The organism is Flagellimonas onchidii (assembly GCF_004804315.1).
In the GTDB taxonomy this organism is placed as follows: Bacteria; Bacteroidota; Bacteroidia; order Flavobacteriales; family Flavobacteriaceae; genus Flagellimonas; species Flagellimonas onchidii.
Genome location: NZ_SRXX01000010.1, coordinates 19,820 through 35,867, shown reverse-complemented (window position 1 = coordinate 35,867; position 16,048 = coordinate 19,820). Strand labels below are relative to the sequence as shown.

Sequence of the window (16,048 nt, the reverse complement as noted above, 5' to 3'; positions counted from 1 at the left end):
TAGATTTGAGAAGATTTTAAAATGTCTCACACCTAACATCTATCGTCTAACTTCTTGCTATTCCACCCAAGACTTGTAGTAACTACCGTCATCTATTTTCAACGCATTTTCTGTTACCTGCAACGGCTTAAAGGTGTCAATCATCACCGCTAGTTCCAAAGTTTCTTTTTTGCCTATGCTTGCTTCATAGGTGCCAGGGTGTGGGCCATGCGGAATTCCTGCTGGGTGCAATGAAATATGTCCCTGAGCGATGTTGGTCCTACTCATAAAATCTCCATCCACATAATACAACACTTCATCAGAATCGATATTGGAATGATTATATGGTGCAGGAATGGCCTTTGGGTGATAATCGTACAATCTTGGACAGAAGGAACATATAACGAAAGCATCCGTCTCAAAAGTCTGGTGTACCGGTGGTGGTTGATGCACTCTACCCGTTATCGGTTCAAAATTGTGGATAGAAAATCCATATGGGTAGTTGTATCCATCCCAGCCCACAACATCAAACGGATGAGTGGTATAAACCAAACTATGCAACATTCCCTGTTTTTTGACCTTGATTAAAAAGTCGCCCTTTTCATCATAAGTTTCTAAGTCCTGTGGCAATTTATAATCACGCTCACAGAAAGGGGAGTGTTCCAAGAGTTGTCCAAACCAATTCCTATATCGCTTCGGCGTATAGATTGGACGAAAAGATTCCGAATACAGAATTCGGTTATCCTCGGTATCAAATTCAATTTGATAGATCATACCCCTTGGAATGATCAGATAATCTCCGTACTCGAAAGGAATATTCCCTACGAAAGTCCGTAACGTACCTGAACCCTTATGGATGAACAACATTTCATCAGCGTCCGCATTTTTATAAAAATAGGATGTCAATGATTTTTTAGGTGCTGCCAATCCAATATGGATATCATTATTGACCAAAAGAGGCTCCCGAGCATCCAAGAAATCATCTTTAGGTGCTATATCGAATCCTATCAGCTTTCTGGAGGTGATGTTTTTCTCCACCGCGATTTTTGGTCTAACATCCAATGCTTCACCAATTTCCTTGACCTGGGTAGGTCTATGGTTTTGGTAGAGCAACGAGGACATTCCATCAAACCCTATGGTGCCGAACAATTGCTCATAATAAAGACCACCATTTGGTTTGGTGAATTGTGTATGTCTTTTCTGCGGAATTTTTCCGAGTTTATGATAAATGGGCATAGTTGTTTTTTAAGTTGAAACTCAAGCTTAAAAAATATGTTCAATCTAATTTGAACTATGAAGTATGCTCTAGTGAAGCGTACCTCTTACCTCCTGTTCACGCTCAATAGCTTCGAACAGTGCCTTAAAGTTACCTTTTCCAAATGATTGCGCACCCTTTCTTTGTATAATTTCAAAGAACATGGTAGGTCTTGGCTCTACTGGTCGAGTAAAAATCTGAAGCAAGTATCCTTCATCATCACGATCTACCAAAATCCCCAATTCCCTTAGCGGTGCGATATCTTCATCAATTTCACCTACACGATCAGTAACCGCTTCGTAGTAGGTGTCTGGAACTCTTAGGAATTCAACTCCGCGGCTTCTTAATTGTTTTACTGTAGTTATGATGTCATCGGTTGCCACAGCAATGTGTTGAACGCCTTCGCCTTCATAAAAATCAAGATACTCTTCTACTTGGGACTTTTTCTTTCCTTCAGCAGGCTCGTTGATTGGAAACTTAATACGTCCGTTACCATTGCTCATCACCTTGCTCATTAAAGCGGTGTACTCGGTGGAGATGTCATTGTCGTCAAAAGAAAGAATATTCACGAAGCCCAAGACGTTTTCGTAAAAGTCCACCCAGTAGTTCATTTTGTTCCATCCCACATTACCTACCATATGATCTACGTACTTTAGACCAACAGACTCTGGATTGTAGTAAGGGGTTTCCCATTTTTTATATCCTGGCATAAAAATGCCACTGTACTCTTTACGTTCTACAAAAATATGAACGGTCTCCCCATAGGTATAAATACCAGAACGGACTACTTTTCCATTTTCATCTTCCTCAGTTTGAGGTTCCATGTAAGACTTAGCGCCTTTTTCAATGGCTGTATTATAGGCATAGGTGGCGTCATCGACCCAAAGAGCGACTACTTTAACACCATCACCATGTTGATCAATGTGTCTTCCGATATCGGTTCCGCTTTTTAATGGAGAGGTCAAAACCAATCGAATCTTGTCTTGAACCACGACGTAGCTTTCCCTGTCTTTTAAGCCGGTTTCAAGACCTGCATAAGCTAACGACTGGAATCCGAAAGCAGTTTTGTAAAAATGTGCAGCCTGTTTGGAATTGCTCACATAAAGCTCCAAATAATCGGTGCCATTAATGGGCATAAAGTCTTTGGCTGCATCGTGCAATTTGGGTAATGTAGATGTTTCCATAGGTGCTGTATTTTTGAATTAATATTCAATAATTGTTGTTAATGCAACAAAAATACTAAATTTGAAATAATATTTGGTGGGTTTAGAGTAAATAATTGTTAAAATTGTTCTTTAAGTGGGATACGGAAAAAAATTATGCTCAATCGCATTGATGAAATATCGGGTATTGGATTACACTTGGATTTGGTTCTTCGCAAGGTTCAGGATGCTTATTTGAGAAAGTTTAAGGAACTGGAAATTGACCTTACCATTGAACAGTGGGTGATTCTGTATCGTATATATCAACTAGGAGAAGAGGCGTCCCAATCGGATATTGTGAAATCCAACTTTAGGAACCGCGCTACAACATCACGAGTCATTGGAGGGTTGGAACGCAAAGGATGGATTACCAAAACGCGTTTTGATGGTGACATGAAGCGCTTTAAATTGGAACTGACATCACAAGGACAAGAAGTGATTACTACAATTGAACCCCATGCTCAAATTTTACGTAAACAGGCCGTTAAGGGATTGGACACCGAGGAGTTTGAAACTTTCTTAAAGGTGTTAGACCAAATAGGGGAGAACTACTGACAAAGAATATCTAATTTAAACTTCCTTATGCGCTACTTCAACCGCATTTTTATTAGGTAAGATTTTGTAATTCATTCTATGGCTCAAAATCTTCACAAAAGAGGCTCCAAGAAACATAATCTGCGAGGTGTAGTAGACCCATAGCATAATCAAGGCTAAAACACTGGCCGAACCAAAGGTTGTGGATAAATGGGCTTTGCCCAAATACATTCCAATTCCAATTTTTCCGAAAATAAAAAGGAGTCCAGTAAACATTCCACTGAATAAGGCGGGTTTCCAATGTACCCTGGTATCACCCAAAAACCTGAACATAATGGCAAACATAAGCGAGACGATAAAGAAAGAGGTCAAATGCTCGTATACGACCGAGAATTTATAATCAGGATGCAGGTTGGCACCATGCTTTACAAGAAAGGAATTTGCCAAGGTGCTTATCAGTAAAACAAAAAACAATAAAATCAGTATGCCAAATGAGGCAAAATGTTTGGTGAAATATCTGAGGATACTGCTCTTAGGTTGGGCTTTTATTCCCCATATATCGTTGAAAGCATTATGTATTTGATTGAGCATGCCAGATGCACTGAGACCCAGAGTTACAAAACCAATAATGGTTGTAAAGATTGAATTGTGCTTTACATGCTGATTTTTAATCATATCCTGAATCTGCAAAGCAGCATCGTTTCCCAAAATATCTTTCAACTGGGCGAAAATCTCACCTGACACTGCTTGTTTTCCAAAGATCATTCCCAACACGGAAATCAAAATGATGATAATGGGAAAGATGGAAAACACGGCATAGTAGGCCAAAGCGGCTCCTTTTTGAAAGGTATTGCTATTAAAAAAATGATTAAAAACCTCTTTGAAAAACTTGAGCATACTCGGTCATTGAATTAATGTGCCTCCAGCCAATTATCTCCAATTCCCACTTCAACATCTAATGGAACGGCCAATTGATAAGCATTTTCCATTTCGGATTTTATGAGAGCCTTTACTTCCTCCAATTCAGGTTTATAGGCATCGAACACCAATTCATCATGGACCTGCAACAACATTTTGGTCTTATACGCACCTTCGGATAGTTTTTTATGGATGTTGATCATGGCAATTTTAATGATATCTGCCGCACTACCTTGGATGGGGGCATTTACAGCGTTTCGTTCAGCTGCACCGCGTACCACTTGATTACCAGCATTGATATCCTTTAAATAGCGACGACGACCCAAAACAGTTTGTACATAACCATTGTCTCGTGCAAAATCTACCTGTTCTCCCATATAGTTTCGCAATTTGGGATAAGTCTTGTAATAGGTTTCGATGAGCTCTTTGGCCTCGGTTCTGCTTAAGTCGGTTTGATTGCTCAACCCAAATGCTGAAACGCCATAAATGATTCCAAAATTTACTGTTTTGGCATTTCCGCGTTGTTCACGGGTTACTTCCTCAATAGGGACATTAAAAACCCTTGAGGCCGTTGAAGCATGGATATCCTCTCCATTTTTAAAGGCTTCGATCATGGTGTCCTCTTCACTTAATGCTGCAATAATGCGAAGTTCGATTTGGGAGTAATCCGCAGCCAACAGGGTGTAATTCTCATCCCTTGGAATAAAGGCCTTACGTACCTGACGACCTCGCTCTGTTCTTATGGGGATATTTTGCAAATTCGGATTGTTGCTACTCAATCTACCTGTGGCAGCCACAGTTTGCATATAATCAGTGTGGACATGGCCACTATGTTGTTGCACTTCATTAGGAAGGGCGTCTACATATGTACTTTTTAGCTTGCTAAGTCCTCTAAAGTCCAATACATTTTGAATGATTTCATGGTCTTTGGCCAAATAGGAAAGCACATCTTCAGCCGTAGAATATTGTCCAGTTTTGGTCTTTTTGGGTTTATCTACCAGTTTTAGTTTTTCAAAAAGAATTTCTCCCAATTGTTTGGGGGAAGCAATGTTGAATTCTTGATTAGCTGCGTCGTAAATTTTCTGTTCCAACGATTTGATGTCTCCATCCAACTCGGTGGAAAGGTCATTCAAAAAGCCTTTGTCAAGATTGATGCCTTCGGTTTCCATATCAGCCAAAACCCGAAGTAAGGGAACCTCAATGGTTTCAAAAAGCTCGTCGGTTTTGGCTTCGGCCAGTTCCGGTCTAAAATGTTGTGCGAGTTGCAAGGTAATGTCAGCATCTTCGGAAGCATATTCCGTTTGTTTTTCCAAAGGAACCTGTCGCATGCTCAATTGGTTTTTACCCTTTTTGCCAATAAGTTCGGTAATAGAAACCGGAGTGTAGTTCAAATAAGTCTCGGCCAGTACATCCATATTGTGTCGCATATCTGGATTGATGAGGTAATGTGCCAACATGGTATCAAAAAGCTTCCCCTTGACTTCAATACCATAGTTTTTCATCACCTTGATATCGTACTTTAGGTTTTGACCTACTTTTTCAATATTCTCTGATTCGAAGAAGGGGCGAAGCTGTTCTAAAATTTCCTCTGCAGTTTCCTTCTCTTCGGGAATGGGGACATAGAATCCCTTTTTGGCTTCCCAACTAAAGGCGATACCTACAAGTTCGGCTTCAAGTGGATTGATGGACGTGGTCTCCGTATCAAAACAAACCGAAGTCTGCTGCATCAACTTTTGCATAAAAAGCTTCAATCCTAGACCGGGAACAATGCTTTGATATGAATGTTGAATATCTGAAACAGTGTTCCTGCTGTTCTCATCTTTGATGGTGGCAGGGGCATCTGCCGGATTCCCTCCAAACAAACTGAACTGTCCGCTACCTGCAGCTTGAGGTTCTTTGGTCACTTTAGGAGCTTCCGTACCAGCAGTAGGATCGGTAGGTTCTTCCGAGAAGATTTTGATGAATTGCTCTTTTAATCTTCTAAATTCCAGTTCTTCAAAAATCTGCTGCACTTTGGAGCCATCAGGCTCAGACATTTCGTAGTCATCAGCCTTAAATGTAACGTCACAATCAATTTTGATTTCAGCTAATTTTCTGGAAAGTCTACCTAGTTCGGCATTTTGCTCCACTTTCTCCTTCATTTTGCCTTTTAATTGGTCCGTATTGGCCAAAAGTCCTTCCATGGTGCCAAACTCTGCCAAGAACTTTTTAGCCGTCTTATCACCAACACCTGGAAGTCCGGGAATATTATCACTAGCATCACCCATCATTCCCAAATAATCGATTACCTGCTCAGGACGTTCCACTCCAAAGCGTTTTTGCACTTCGGGGATTCCCCATATTTCTATGCCATTGCCCATTCGAGCTGGGCGGTACATGAAAATATTTTCAGAGACCAGTTGACCAAAATCCTTGTCGGGGGTGACCATAAAAACTTTATAATCTTCTTTTTCTGCCTGTTTGGCTAAAGTTCCGATGAGGTCATCAGCTTCGTATCCCGCCAATTCCACGACGGGAATATTCATGGCCTTCAAAATATCTTGGATATAGGGTACGGCAATTTTAATGGCATCCGGGGTTTCATCTCGATTGGCCTTATACTCTTCAAATAGCTCCGTACGCTCCACGCTACCACCCTTATCAAAACATACTGCTAAATGATCCGGTTTTTCACGTTTAATGACATCAAAAAGGGAATTCACAAATCCCATGATGGCTGAAGTGTCCATTCCTTTGGAATTGATACGAGGATTTTTGATCAGGGCATAATATCCTCTGAAAATCAAGGCATAGGCATCAAGAAGGAAAAGTCGTTTTTGGTCAGACATATTTTTAGTTAGATGTGTAAAATTAGAAGTGCGAAGTTAGCCTTCGCGATAAAAATTGAACTGCTTTTAAAGGTAGAAAAAAGGGATAACATTTCAGGCGTCAGAAATCAGATATCTCATAGCTGAAAGTGAAGCGGTCTTATTCCTTTATTCCGATTTCTGATAGAAGCTTTCCACATGCTTGTTCTCATGCCCATTTTCGGAATATTCCCGATAGGTAAAACCCGGGTGCACGCAATAACCTCCAGTTTCACCTTGCTTGTTGATGGCTAAAAATCCAATCTGGAAATCTTTTCGACCTTCATTCTTTTTCATGATACGTTTTACCCCCTCTTCGCAGGCTTCTTGAGGACTTTTTCCTTGTCGCATCAGCTCAACGATTAAAAAACTACCTACAGTTCGGATGACTTCTTCACCGACACCGGTCGCCGTGGCTCCACCTACTTCATTATCCACATAAAGTCCGGCCCCAATAATGGGTGAATCCCCTACACGGCCAGCTACTTTATAGGCCATGCCGCTAGTGGTGCAGGCACCAGCGATATCCCCGTTGTCATCTATGGCCAACATTCCTATCGTATCGTGGTTTTCAATATTGATGGTGGTCTCGTATTTGGAAGTTTTCTTCCATTCTTCATATTGCTTTCGGGTACTTTCCGTAAACAAATCTTCTTTTTGGAAGCCTTGTTCGTATGCAAATTTTTCGGCTCCTTTTCCAGCTAAAATTATGTGCGGGGTTTCTTCCATCACTTTTCTTGCTACGGAAATGGGATGGGCAATATTTTGCAAATACACTACGGACCCACAATTACCATCTTTATCCATAATACAGGCATCCAAAGTTACATTTCCATCTCTATCCGGTCTGCCACCTTTGCCAACTGTTTCGTTGGTGACATCGGCTTCCTCGACCATAACGCCCTGTTCAACAGCATCTAATGCGTTTCCGCCTTTGCTCAGAACCTCCCAAGCTTTTGCGGTGGCATTCATAAAATTCCAGGTACAAATGGCAATAGGTTTGGTGACTTGGGCGATTGCCGCGGTGTTTTCAAGTTTGTTTTCGGTTTTGCAAGAGGCTAAAACTGGGGCAGACATGAGCCCTGCTGTTGTAAGCCCAGATTTTTTAAGAAATTTACGTCTTCGCATGATTTGGATGTTTATTTTAGTCCCGCTAAAGATAGCAATATGCTTGTAGAAGTTTGTGCCAACTCACTGGAATCTGCTTTAATTGCCCAAGAGGCTGGGGCTGACCGTATTGAACTCTGTAGTGAGTTGGGAGTAGGGGGGATTTCCCCTTCTTATGGATTAATAAAATTGGCCAAAGAACGATTGAACATTCCGGTCCATGTGTTGATAAGACCGCGAAGTGGTCATTTTACCTATACTGACCTAGAATATCAAGTAATGTTGAAGGACATCGCTTTTTGCAAGGAAATTGGTGTTGACGGAATTGTTTCTGGAGTGCTCTTTGACGATAGTGGTTTGGACGTGGATAGAACCTCGGCTTTAGTGAAAGCTTCAAGACCCATGAAGTTTACTTTTCATCGTGCATTTGACTGGGTAACGAATCCAAAGGAGGTATTGGGTCAACTGGAAACTTTGAATGTAGATTACATACTGACCTCGGGCCTACAAACTTCAGCGGAAAAAGGATTGGAATTACTTAGAGAATTGAATCAAATTTCTAAAAAGACGGTTGTAATGGCGGGTGGAGGAATACGACTTGAGAATAGTGCCAAGTTCAAAACCGTAGGATTGAGCGCTATTCATTTCTCTGGAAGTTCATTTGGAAATGAGGTGGATCTTGAGGATAAAATCCCAATGAATTCGGCATCGCATTTAAGCGAAAACCAAGTGGCTGTAACAAACTTGGACAAGGTTCGTCGAATTGTACACAGCGTTAAATGATCGCTAAATAATTCAGTTCCAGAACTAAAGAAATATCTTTGTAAAAAAAAGCAATTGCATGCCCCGTTTTTTAATCATTCTTTCCATTATTTATATAATTTCAGCCATTTATGGTTTTCAAGGGTTTAAAACACTTTTCAAAAACATTTGGCTGCACTGGGCTTATGGACTACTTTTTTTGATCGCTTTGGCCAATTTCATTATTCGAGTGTTGAACTATACCCCTGGAGATGGCATTCGTGGACAAATCGCTAACGCTGGAGGAATTTTCTTTGCTTTTTTGTTACTAGGAGTAGGATTGGGGATTTTTTTGTTGCTGGAGGATGTGGTCCGATTGTTCGTGTTTGGATATAGCAAAATAGCCGGTCTTTCCGAAACCCAGACCCAATTTTTCCCTTCACGTAGAAAATTCATTAGTGGAATCGCATTAGGGATTGCTGCCTTGCCCTTTGGGGCATTGCTCTATGGAATGTACCGTGGGAAATACAATTATAAAGTACTGAAGTACGAATTGACCTTTGATGATTTGCCTGAAGCTTTTGATGGATACCAGATCACCCAAATTTCCGATGTGCATAGCGGTAGTTTTGACAACCGCAAAAAAGTGGCCTACGGAATAGATCTGATCAATGAACAAAAAAGCGATGTTATTTTGTTCACAGGGGATATGGTAAACGACAAAGCCAAGGAAATGGAACCATGGACAGATTTGTTTACGACGCTAGAGGCCAAAGATGGGAAATTTTCCGTTTTGGGCAATCACGATTATGGGGATTATACTTCATGGCCCTCTGATGAAGCCAAGGCCCAAAATCTTGCGGATTTAAAGAATATGCAAAAGGACATGGGCTTTGATCTTTTGTTGGATACTCATAGATACCTTGAAAAGGATGGACAACGAATCGCACTTTTAGGTGTGGAAAACTGGGGAAGAGGCGGATTCAAAAAAGCTGGAGATCTTGAGAAGGCCAAAGCTGGGGTTTCCAAGGATGACTTTAAAATATTGATGAGCCATGACCCTTCGCACTGGGAAGATGTTGTGATCAAAGATGATTATCATTTTCAACTTACGTTAAGTGGTCACACCCACGGCATGCAGTTTGGAGTGGAGATTCCCGGATGGGTAAAATGGAGCCCGGTAAAATGGCGTTACAAGTACTGGGCCGGGGTATATGAAGAGTTGGGCCAGTTTATCAATGTGAACCGTGGCTTTGGCTTTATCGGCTATCCTGGACGTGTTGGGATTTGGCCTGAAATCACGGTTATAACCCTTAAAAAGAAAGGTTTAACCTAAATTTAACGCCCTTCGCTTCGCTGGAAAATATCACTTCCATAGAATTTTAACAAATTTTCTTACTTTTGGTAGGTAAACCGAAGAAGTATACATGTCTAAATTTGGTGAACTTATCGATGTAAAAGTGCCAGTGTTGCTGGACTTTTATGCAGAATGGAACGATCAATCTACTTCCATGCATCCTGTGCTGCGCGATGTTGCCGCTGCGTTGGGTGATAAAGGAAAAGTGATCAAAATAGATGTTGATAAAAACAAAGAGCTTTCCCAAGCACTCCGCATTAAAGGATTACCTACCTTGATGATTTACAAAAAAGGAGAAATGGTTTGGCGACAAAGTGGGGAGCAAGATGCCAATACGCTTATCGGTATTCTCAACGAGTATATTTAGTGTTGGAATAACACGAATTTCAAGGGCTTTTTGATTCTTTTTATCCACTAAAGTGGATGTCTCTTCCTATTTGCATAGCAAAGAAACATTAAAAATAGGATTGTACTTATCGATTTCGGCTATATGTATTACGAATGTCTGAAAGGCGATAGTTTCGGACTTCTCACTGCTTTGACAGAGCCTTTTTTGTTGTTTTTTTATTAATTAATATGCAGATTTCGAGTAAGTTACGTAATGATTTTAAGTTTTGGTTTTTGTTGTAAAATGTTACTTATTAATAGTCAAAATGATCTAAAGTTCCATCTATCTTATACCAAAATTCGAAATCTGTCCCGCCACTTTTTGGGGAAATTGTAATATAATACTTCATGTTATTGAAATTTCCATCATTAGGTGCTTTTATAATGATATTCTCAACCCTAACTTCTGAGATTCCTTTTTCTTCTATTATTTTTTTCTTTGATTCTTCAACTACTTTTCCGATTAGATCAAAATCTACAATCTTGTCTAGTTGAAACATAAAATCTACTGCTTTTGCTCCTTGAAAAAGTTCTAAAGTTACGTCCGAAGTTTGCTTCCAACTACCTTTCGAATAATTCCAATCTGTCATTTTTAATGAGGAAGGTTCGTCAGTTTGAGAAACACTAACAAAAGACCCATAGTCTTTATTAGTAATGCTTAACTTGGTATAATACGCATCTTTTCCAAATTTTGAAATTAATTCTGTTTTAAGTTCTTCTATAGATACTTTGTCTTCATAACTGCGTTTTCCTTTGTTACAGGATAACAATAGTAATAGCAAAGGGATATAAATTATTTTTTTCATTTTTATTTACTTTGAATTTCTGATAAGTGATTTTCTACTTCTTGAGCGACTTTATTTTGTCCTCCAGAAATTATTACATCTACAATTACTGCTAACAGACCTCTTTGTGTCATATTGTTTATATAATTGCTAGGGGGAACAGGATTAATCTCTATTGTATTTGATTCTAAAAGATTTATTTTGGCTCCAGCAGTGGCACTTTTTTTTATAAGGACACACTTTTTTCCAATAGTTACCATTAATTCTCCATTGGTTGGCCATTGATCTTGCACAATAGAAACTTCTAGTTCTGTTTTGGTTTTGAGAAATTCATTAATTTTTTCTAATGAGTTGTAATGGTCTAATACTCTAATTTTCATATGTTTGATTTTAGTGTTTTATAGCTAAAAGGATATGAATCCATTTTAATGATTTGTATCCAACGATGCTGACATCAAGTTCAGCACAGGTAAGTGAAGTACGAAAATTTGCGGTTGAAAATGCTGTTCAAATTGACGGATGCCTGTTTTGAATTGAGGATGAAGTGAAAAGCTGGTTTTGGGTTTCTCTTTTCTTTGCACAAGGCATTGGAAGGAGTGGACTCAGGGTGATAAAGGTCGATGTTGATAAAAACAAAGAGCTTTCCCAAGCACTCTGCGTTAAGGGATTATCCACCTTGATAATCTATAAAAAAGGAGAAATGGTCTGGCGACAAAGCGGTGAGCAAGATGCCAATACGCTTATTGGTATTCTTAACGAGTATATTTAGTGTTAGGCTAACACGAATTTCAAGAGCTTTATGATTCTTTTTATCCACTAAAGTGGATGCTTCTTTCTATTTGTGTAGTAAAAATAGATTGCACTTATTGTTAATGTGCATGGCCTTATAGCGACAAATCCTTCTTGGTTTTGTCCGAAGAGCCAATTACTCTTAAAGATAGGAAAACCTGGATGTTTCAAGCATTTAAGCTATGGGCTATGCGCGCTGTTGAGCATAGTTACTTGATTACATAAACCGAATCAGACTTCCTATCATATCTGAGCATATTATGGTTAAGATTGTACCACGCACTCCATTTTTCTAAATCATTCAATGTCGGAGGTAACAGTCCTTCATATTGAACATCGGCCTCTGTTTCAATCCCAGTGAGATTTGATAGATAAATTCCCACTTCTTGGATTTCTCCATTTGATGATTGAAAGTATAGGTTGAATCTGATTATTAAGTCAAGTCTATTCTCAATTTCACGACATGCTTTTTTATCTACACAATCATATTTTGTAGCTATACAAGATTGAGTCAAAACACAGAGAAGAAAAATAATAATGCCTAACCTCATAATTATGCTCAACGTTTAAGCTAAAAATCGTTTCAATGATTCTTTAGCGACCGATAAGTGAAATTCGGAAATTTCTGTCTAAAAATCCACTCCAAATTGACGAATGCCCCTTTTGAATTGACGGATGGTATATGAGAGTGGATCGTTTTTTGTCCACCAATCGGTCGCCTTTCCCTTCTTTCGACAAGCTCAGGATGACATAGGGAAAGGAATGTGTTTAGAACGATAAGACTTTCTTATTCTGCCACTGTTGAATCAACCATCTCTTGTATAGTGTCCAATGGGATAGAATCTGGCATATCGGGATCTGGTAAAACGGGCTCTTCGAAAACATCTTCTTCCTCACCAACAAATTGTGAGAACTTGTCAATGTATTCGTTAAAAATGGTCATTTCCGATTCGGCCAATTCCCTGTCCTGGTTCTCAACCAATATGTCGATATTTCTTCTGTAGGCCTGCATATCGGCCAAGATGTCATCAATCTTTTCGTATTGCTCATCCAAAGGAACTTCTGAATAGTACTCAAGTCGCTCTTGATAAACCTTCTTCAGTTTTTCATAAAGTGCCCTCGCCTTGTCCTTTTCACCTACTTTATAGTAGCCATCAACAAAGGGTTCTACAAAAGCATAAAAGCCATACTTTTCCACTGGCATATTGGTCATGGCCAATTCAATGACATCTTTGGCCTTGTCAATTTTATTTTCGGCAATTAGTGTTTCCATCAACCTTGCCAAATTACTCCTAAAGGAAAGCCCTTGGGAACGGGTTTGCGGATCATGATAAATATCCTCACCAGAATTGCCCCAATCCCAATCTTTAACAATATCATACATGAGGTCACTGTCAATGCGACCCATTTCGAACGAACTTTGATTTTTGGTCTTGATGGGCACAAGTTTGTACACAAGGCCATCCAATTGTAGGTAATCTTTCATCCAAATGTATTCTGCGCTATCGAAACTTCCACCAGAAAAATAAATGGGCCTTTTCCAATCGTTGTTGGCAATTACATCGAGCATCAAGATTCGGTTTTTTGGAAGCGCACTTTTCGGAAGGTCTATATCGATATAATCCACAATCAAAGCAGAATCCTTTTCTTTAACCAACCCACTTTCCAGAACATTCTTTTTGTTAACTGGAATCCGGATTTTATTAGTGGGGTAGTAAATGATATTGAGAGTGCCTTCGGGAACATTACTGATATCCACGCCTTGTTTTTCCAAGATGTACTTATACCGGGTTTGGGCTTTATCGCTCCCAATCCAATTCACAAAATCCTTAATGTCCCACCGGTTCTCGCTCAACGGTTGGTAATACACTGCATCTCTGGAGCCATATCGATATTTGTCATGGGTCAGTTGAGAAGGGATAGGATCACTCTCGTATGCTTTTCTTTTCATTTGGTCTATGTACCAATCTGTGGCAAATAAACTTGTGTTCACCACACGAACATCGGTTCTATGGCCTTCAATTTCTTGCACATACCATAAAGGGAAGGTGTCATTGTCCCCTATGGTGAACAAAATGGCGCCCGCATCTTTTTTGGTAGAATCCAAATAGGCTTTTGCGGTAGAATTTGCTGTATATCGGTTAGAGCGGTCATGGTCGTCCCAATTTTGATAGCCCATCAAGAGCGGAACCGCCAAAAGACAAAGTGTTGTGATTGCAGGTGCAGCCACTTTCGCTGATAAAATTTTACGGAATTCGTCGAACAAGCCATAAACGCCGATACCTATCCAAATACAGAAAATATAGAAGGAGCCCACCAAGGAGTAGTCTCTTTCCCTAGGTTGAAAGATGTAGGGGTTGGTGTAGAATTGAATGGCCAGTCCGGTGAACATAAAAAAGACAAAGAGTGCCCAAAAGTGCTTTGGGTTTTTAGAAACCTGAAACACGATGCCTATGATTCCCAATAGCAGGGGCAAGAAGAAATATGTGTTTCGACCTTTGTTATTTTCCCAATCACTGGGTAGGTTGTTTTGACTTCCCAATCGAAGACTATCGATAAACCCAATTCCGCTGAGCCAGTTTCCGTTTTCGTCATAGCGCCCTTGCTTATCATTTTGCCGTCCGACAAAATTCCACATAAAGTAGCGCATGTACATGTATCCGAACTGGAACTCAAAAAGATATCGGAGGTTCTGTCCCAATGTTGGTGGTTCTACCTCGATGTAGTCACTAAATTCCCTTAAAAACCGAATGTACTGTTCGGAATCAATTTCACCTTTTGCCTGTGCATCCTTGAATTGTGCTACAGCTTGTCTTAAATCGTTATTGGAAATGTATTCGGATTTGATTTTGAAGTCCAGAACACCAAAATAGCGCATATAGTTTTCCGCATGTTGGTCGCTCCAAAGCCTAGGAAGAATACCAACATGTTTTTCGTGAGGGCCTTGAATGGCATTTTTATAGTTGTTTACAATAACATATTTACCCAATTTTTCGTCCTTTTCATACTTTGGACGATCATCCTTGTCCTCACCTGCGGGCGCAAAAGTATCTGAATAATAAGCGCCATAAAAAGGACTTTCCACACCTGGATATTGCTCCCGATTATAATATGCCAAAAGGGAACGTGCATCGGAAGGGTCATTTTCATTCACTATTGTATCGGCGTTGGCACGGATAGGCAACATTAACCATGAAGAAAAGCCAAGTACCAAAAACATTAAGCACAAAACAATGAGGTTTCCGGTTTGAAAGTTGTTTTTTCGAGTATAACGAAGTGAAAAATAAAAGGCCCCCACAAAAATTAGACCCATGATGATGGTACCTGAGTTGAAAGGCAGCCCGATGCTGTTGATAAAAAACACCTCGCTCCATCCGAATAATTTCAATACATAAGTGAGGGAAAATTTATAGACCAACATTAAAATAGCAATCACTATAATGTTGGCGACCAAAAAGTTTTTTACCGTTGTGGTCTTGTGTTTTTTGAAGTAGTATAGTAGACCTATGGACGGAATCGCCAAAAAGCCCATGAACTGGATTCCAAAAGTAAGTCCAATAACAAAACAGATGAGTAATAACCATCGGTTGCCCCTTGGGTCGTCCAAATTGTCAACCCATTTTAGTCCCAACCAGAGTAAAAGTGCCATAATTAAACTGGCCATGGCATATACCTCGGTCTCTACGGCATTGAACCAAAAACTATCTGAAAATGTAAAGGTCAAAGCCCCGACCAATCCACTTCCTAAAATAGCGATGGCCTTGCTGTTGGATAAAGACTTCTTTTTGGAAATCATCTTTTTGGTCAAGTTGGTAATGGTCCAAAAAGTGAAAAGCACAGCAAAAGCACTAGAAACAATTGAAACGGCATTGACCATTAGCGCAATTTTGGATGCATCACCAAAGGCAAATATGGAAAAGAACGCCCCAATCATTTGTAGAAGGGGTGCTCCGGGTGGGTGACCTACCTGAAGCTTAGAAGAAGTGGTGATATATTCTCCTGCATCCCAAAAACTTCCTGTGGGCTCGACGGTTATCGCATAAACTATAAATGCTATGGTAAAAGAGACCCATCCTAATATAGTGTCCCATTTTTTGAAGTCTTTTGCAAACATATAGTTGGTGTTTACCAAGTTGAGGCGAATTTAG

13 protein-coding genes and 1 pseudogene are annotated in these 16,048 nt (G+C 39.9%); 5 read left to right on the top strand and 9 right to left on the bottom strand.

Translation table 11 applies throughout. The features are described 5' to 3' along the window. Positions 1-57: 57 nt before the first annotated feature. Positions 58-1,215, bottom strand: a complete 1,158-nt coding sequence (locus tag E4661_RS11545) for a homogentisate 1,2-dioxygenase (RefSeq protein WP_136467499.1) — start codon at positions 1,213-1,215, stop codon at positions 58-60. A gap of 69 nt (positions 1,216-1,284) precedes the next feature. Next, positions 1,285-2,418: a 4-hydroxyphenylpyruvate dioxygenase gene (hppD, locus tag E4661_RS11540; RefSeq protein ID WP_136467496.1), complete on the bottom strand. Its 1,134-nt coding sequence runs from the start codon at positions 2,416-2,418 to the stop codon at positions 1,285-1,287. A gap of 135 nt (positions 2,419-2,553) precedes the next feature. Here hppD and E4661_RS11535 point away from each other — a divergent pair, with 135 nt between their 5' ends. Continuing rightward, positions 2,554-2,991 (top strand): MarR family winged helix-turn-helix transcriptional regulator, encoded by a 438-nt coding sequence (locus E4661_RS11535; RefSeq protein WP_136467494.1) that lies wholly within the window; start codon positions 2,554-2,556, stop codon positions 2,989-2,991. A 15-nt stretch (positions 2,992-3,006) separates the two neighbouring features. On the opposite strand, the gene E4661_RS11530 is transcribed toward E4661_RS11535, so the two are convergent. From E4661_RS11530 to E4661_RS11520, 3 genes are all read right to left on the bottom strand, one after another. Continuing rightward, complete coding sequence (locus tag E4661_RS11530) at positions 3,007-3,867, bottom strand: YihY/virulence factor BrkB family protein (RefSeq protein WP_136467492.1); 861 nt, start codon at positions 3,865-3,867, stop codon at positions 3,007-3,009. Positions 3,868-3,881: 14 nt separating this feature from the next. After that, positions 3,882-6,716 carry a DNA polymerase I gene (gene polA / locus E4661_RS11525; protein ID WP_136467490.1) on the bottom strand — a complete coding sequence of 945 codons (2,835 nt, stop codon included), beginning with the start codon at positions 6,714-6,716 and terminating at the stop codon, positions 3,882-3,884. A gap of 147 nt (positions 6,717-6,863) precedes the next feature. Beyond that, positions 6,864-7,862, bottom strand: coding sequence for an isoaspartyl peptidase/L-asparaginase family protein (locus E4661_RS11520; protein WP_136467488.1), 999 nt, complete (start codon positions 7,860-7,862; stop codon positions 6,864-6,866). Positions 7,863-7,901: 39 nt separating this feature from the next. On the opposite strand from E4661_RS11520, the gene E4661_RS11515 reads away from it, so the two are divergent. The 3 genes from E4661_RS11515 to E4661_RS11505 all read left to right on the top strand — a co-directional run bounded on the left by E4661_RS11515 (position 7,902) and on the right by E4661_RS11505 (position 10,306). Further along, entirely contained in the window at positions 7,902-8,624 is a 723-nt protein-coding gene (locus tag E4661_RS11515) for a copper homeostasis protein CutC (protein ID WP_136467486.1), read from the top strand. A gap of 58 nt (positions 8,625-8,682) precedes the next feature. After that, positions 8,683-9,918, top strand: a complete 1,236-nt coding sequence (locus E4661_RS11510; protein WP_136467484.1) for a metallophosphoesterase — start codon at positions 8,683-8,685, stop codon at positions 9,916-9,918. 91 nt (positions 9,919-10,009) lie between these two features. Then, entirely contained in the window at positions 10,010-10,306 is a 297-nt protein-coding gene (locus tag E4661_RS11505) for a thioredoxin family protein (protein ID WP_136467482.1), read from the top strand. A 274-nt stretch (positions 10,307-10,580) separates the two neighbouring features. Here E4661_RS11505 and E4661_RS11500 read toward each other — a convergent pair whose 3' ends face one another. Together E4661_RS11500 and E4661_RS11495 are read right to left on the bottom strand one after the other, a co-directional pair. After that, positions 10,581-11,132: a hypothetical protein gene (locus E4661_RS11500; RefSeq protein ID WP_136467480.1), complete on the bottom strand. Its 552-nt coding sequence runs from the start codon at positions 11,130-11,132 to the stop codon at positions 10,581-10,583. A gap of 2 nt (positions 11,133-11,134) precedes the next feature. Further along, on the bottom strand, positions 11,135-11,491 hold the full coding sequence (locus tag E4661_RS11495) for a hypothetical protein (RefSeq protein WP_136467478.1): 357 nt from the start codon (positions 11,489-11,491) through the stop codon (positions 11,135-11,137). 224 nt (positions 11,492-11,715) lie between these two features. Between E4661_RS11495 and E4661_RS11490 the strand changes: the two are divergent. Continuing rightward, positions 11,716-11,880 (top strand): annotated as a pseudogene (locus tag E4661_RS11490) (thioredoxin family protein); the annotation flags it as partial. A gap of 229 nt (positions 11,881-12,109) precedes the next feature. Here E4661_RS11490 and E4661_RS11485 read toward each other — a convergent pair. Then, a complete protein-coding gene (locus E4661_RS11485) occupies positions 12,110-12,451 on the bottom strand; it encodes a hypothetical protein (RefSeq protein WP_136467474.1) in 342 nt (113 codons plus the stop codon). Positions 12,452-12,687: 236 nt separating this feature from the next. Then, complete coding sequence (locus tag E4661_RS11480) at positions 12,688-16,014, bottom strand: glycosyltransferase family 117 protein (protein WP_136467472.1); 3,327 nt, start codon at positions 16,012-16,014, stop codon at positions 12,688-12,690. Between the last annotated feature and the right edge of the window lie 34 nt (positions 16,015-16,048).

Bases quoted from the DNA above. Each gene is read 5' to 3' on its own strand.
- E4661_RS11545 (WP_136467499.1), bottom strand. From the start codon at position 1,215: ATGCCCATTTATCATAAACTCGGAAAAATTCCGCAGAAAAGACATACA.
- hppD (WP_136467496.1), bottom strand. From the start codon at position 2,418: ATGGAAACATCTACATTACCCAAATTGCACGATGCAGCCAAAGACTTT.
- E4661_RS11535 (WP_136467494.1), top strand. From the start codon at position 2,554: ATGCTCAATCGCATTGATGAAATATCGGGTATTGGATTACACTTGGAT.
- E4661_RS11530 (WP_136467492.1), bottom strand. From the start codon at position 3,867: ATGCTCAAGTTTTTCAAAGAGGTTTTTAATCATTTTTTTAATAGCAAT.
- polA (WP_136467490.1), bottom strand. From the start codon at position 6,716: ATGTCTGACCAAAAACGACTTTTCCTTCTTGATGCCTATGCCTTGATT.
- E4661_RS11520 (WP_136467488.1), bottom strand. From the start codon at position 7,862: ATGCGAAGACGTAAATTTCTTAAAAAATCTGGGCTTACAACAGCAGGG.
- E4661_RS11515 (WP_136467486.1), top strand. From the start codon at position 7,902: ATGCTTGTAGAAGTTTGTGCCAACTCACTGGAATCTGCTTTAATTGCC.
- E4661_RS11510 (WP_136467484.1), top strand. From the start codon at position 8,683: ATGCCCCGTTTTTTAATCATTCTTTCCATTATTTATATAATTTCAGCC.
- E4661_RS11505 (WP_136467482.1), top strand. From the start codon at position 10,010: ATGTCTAAATTTGGTGAACTTATCGATGTAAAAGTGCCAGTGTTGCTG.
- E4661_RS11500 (WP_136467480.1), bottom strand. From the start codon at position 11,132: ATGAAAAAAATAATTTATATCCCTTTGCTATTACTATTGTTATCCTGT.
- E4661_RS11495 (WP_136467478.1), bottom strand. From the start codon at position 11,491: ATGAAAATTAGAGTATTAGACCATTACAACTCATTAGAAAAAATTAAT.
- E4661_RS11485 (WP_136467474.1), bottom strand. From the start codon at position 12,451: ATGAGGTTAGGCATTATTATTTTTCTTCTCTGTGTTTTGACTCAATCT.
- E4661_RS11480 (WP_136467472.1), bottom strand. From the start codon at position 16,014: ATGTTTGCAAAAGACTTCAAAAAATGGGACACTATATTAGGATGGGTC.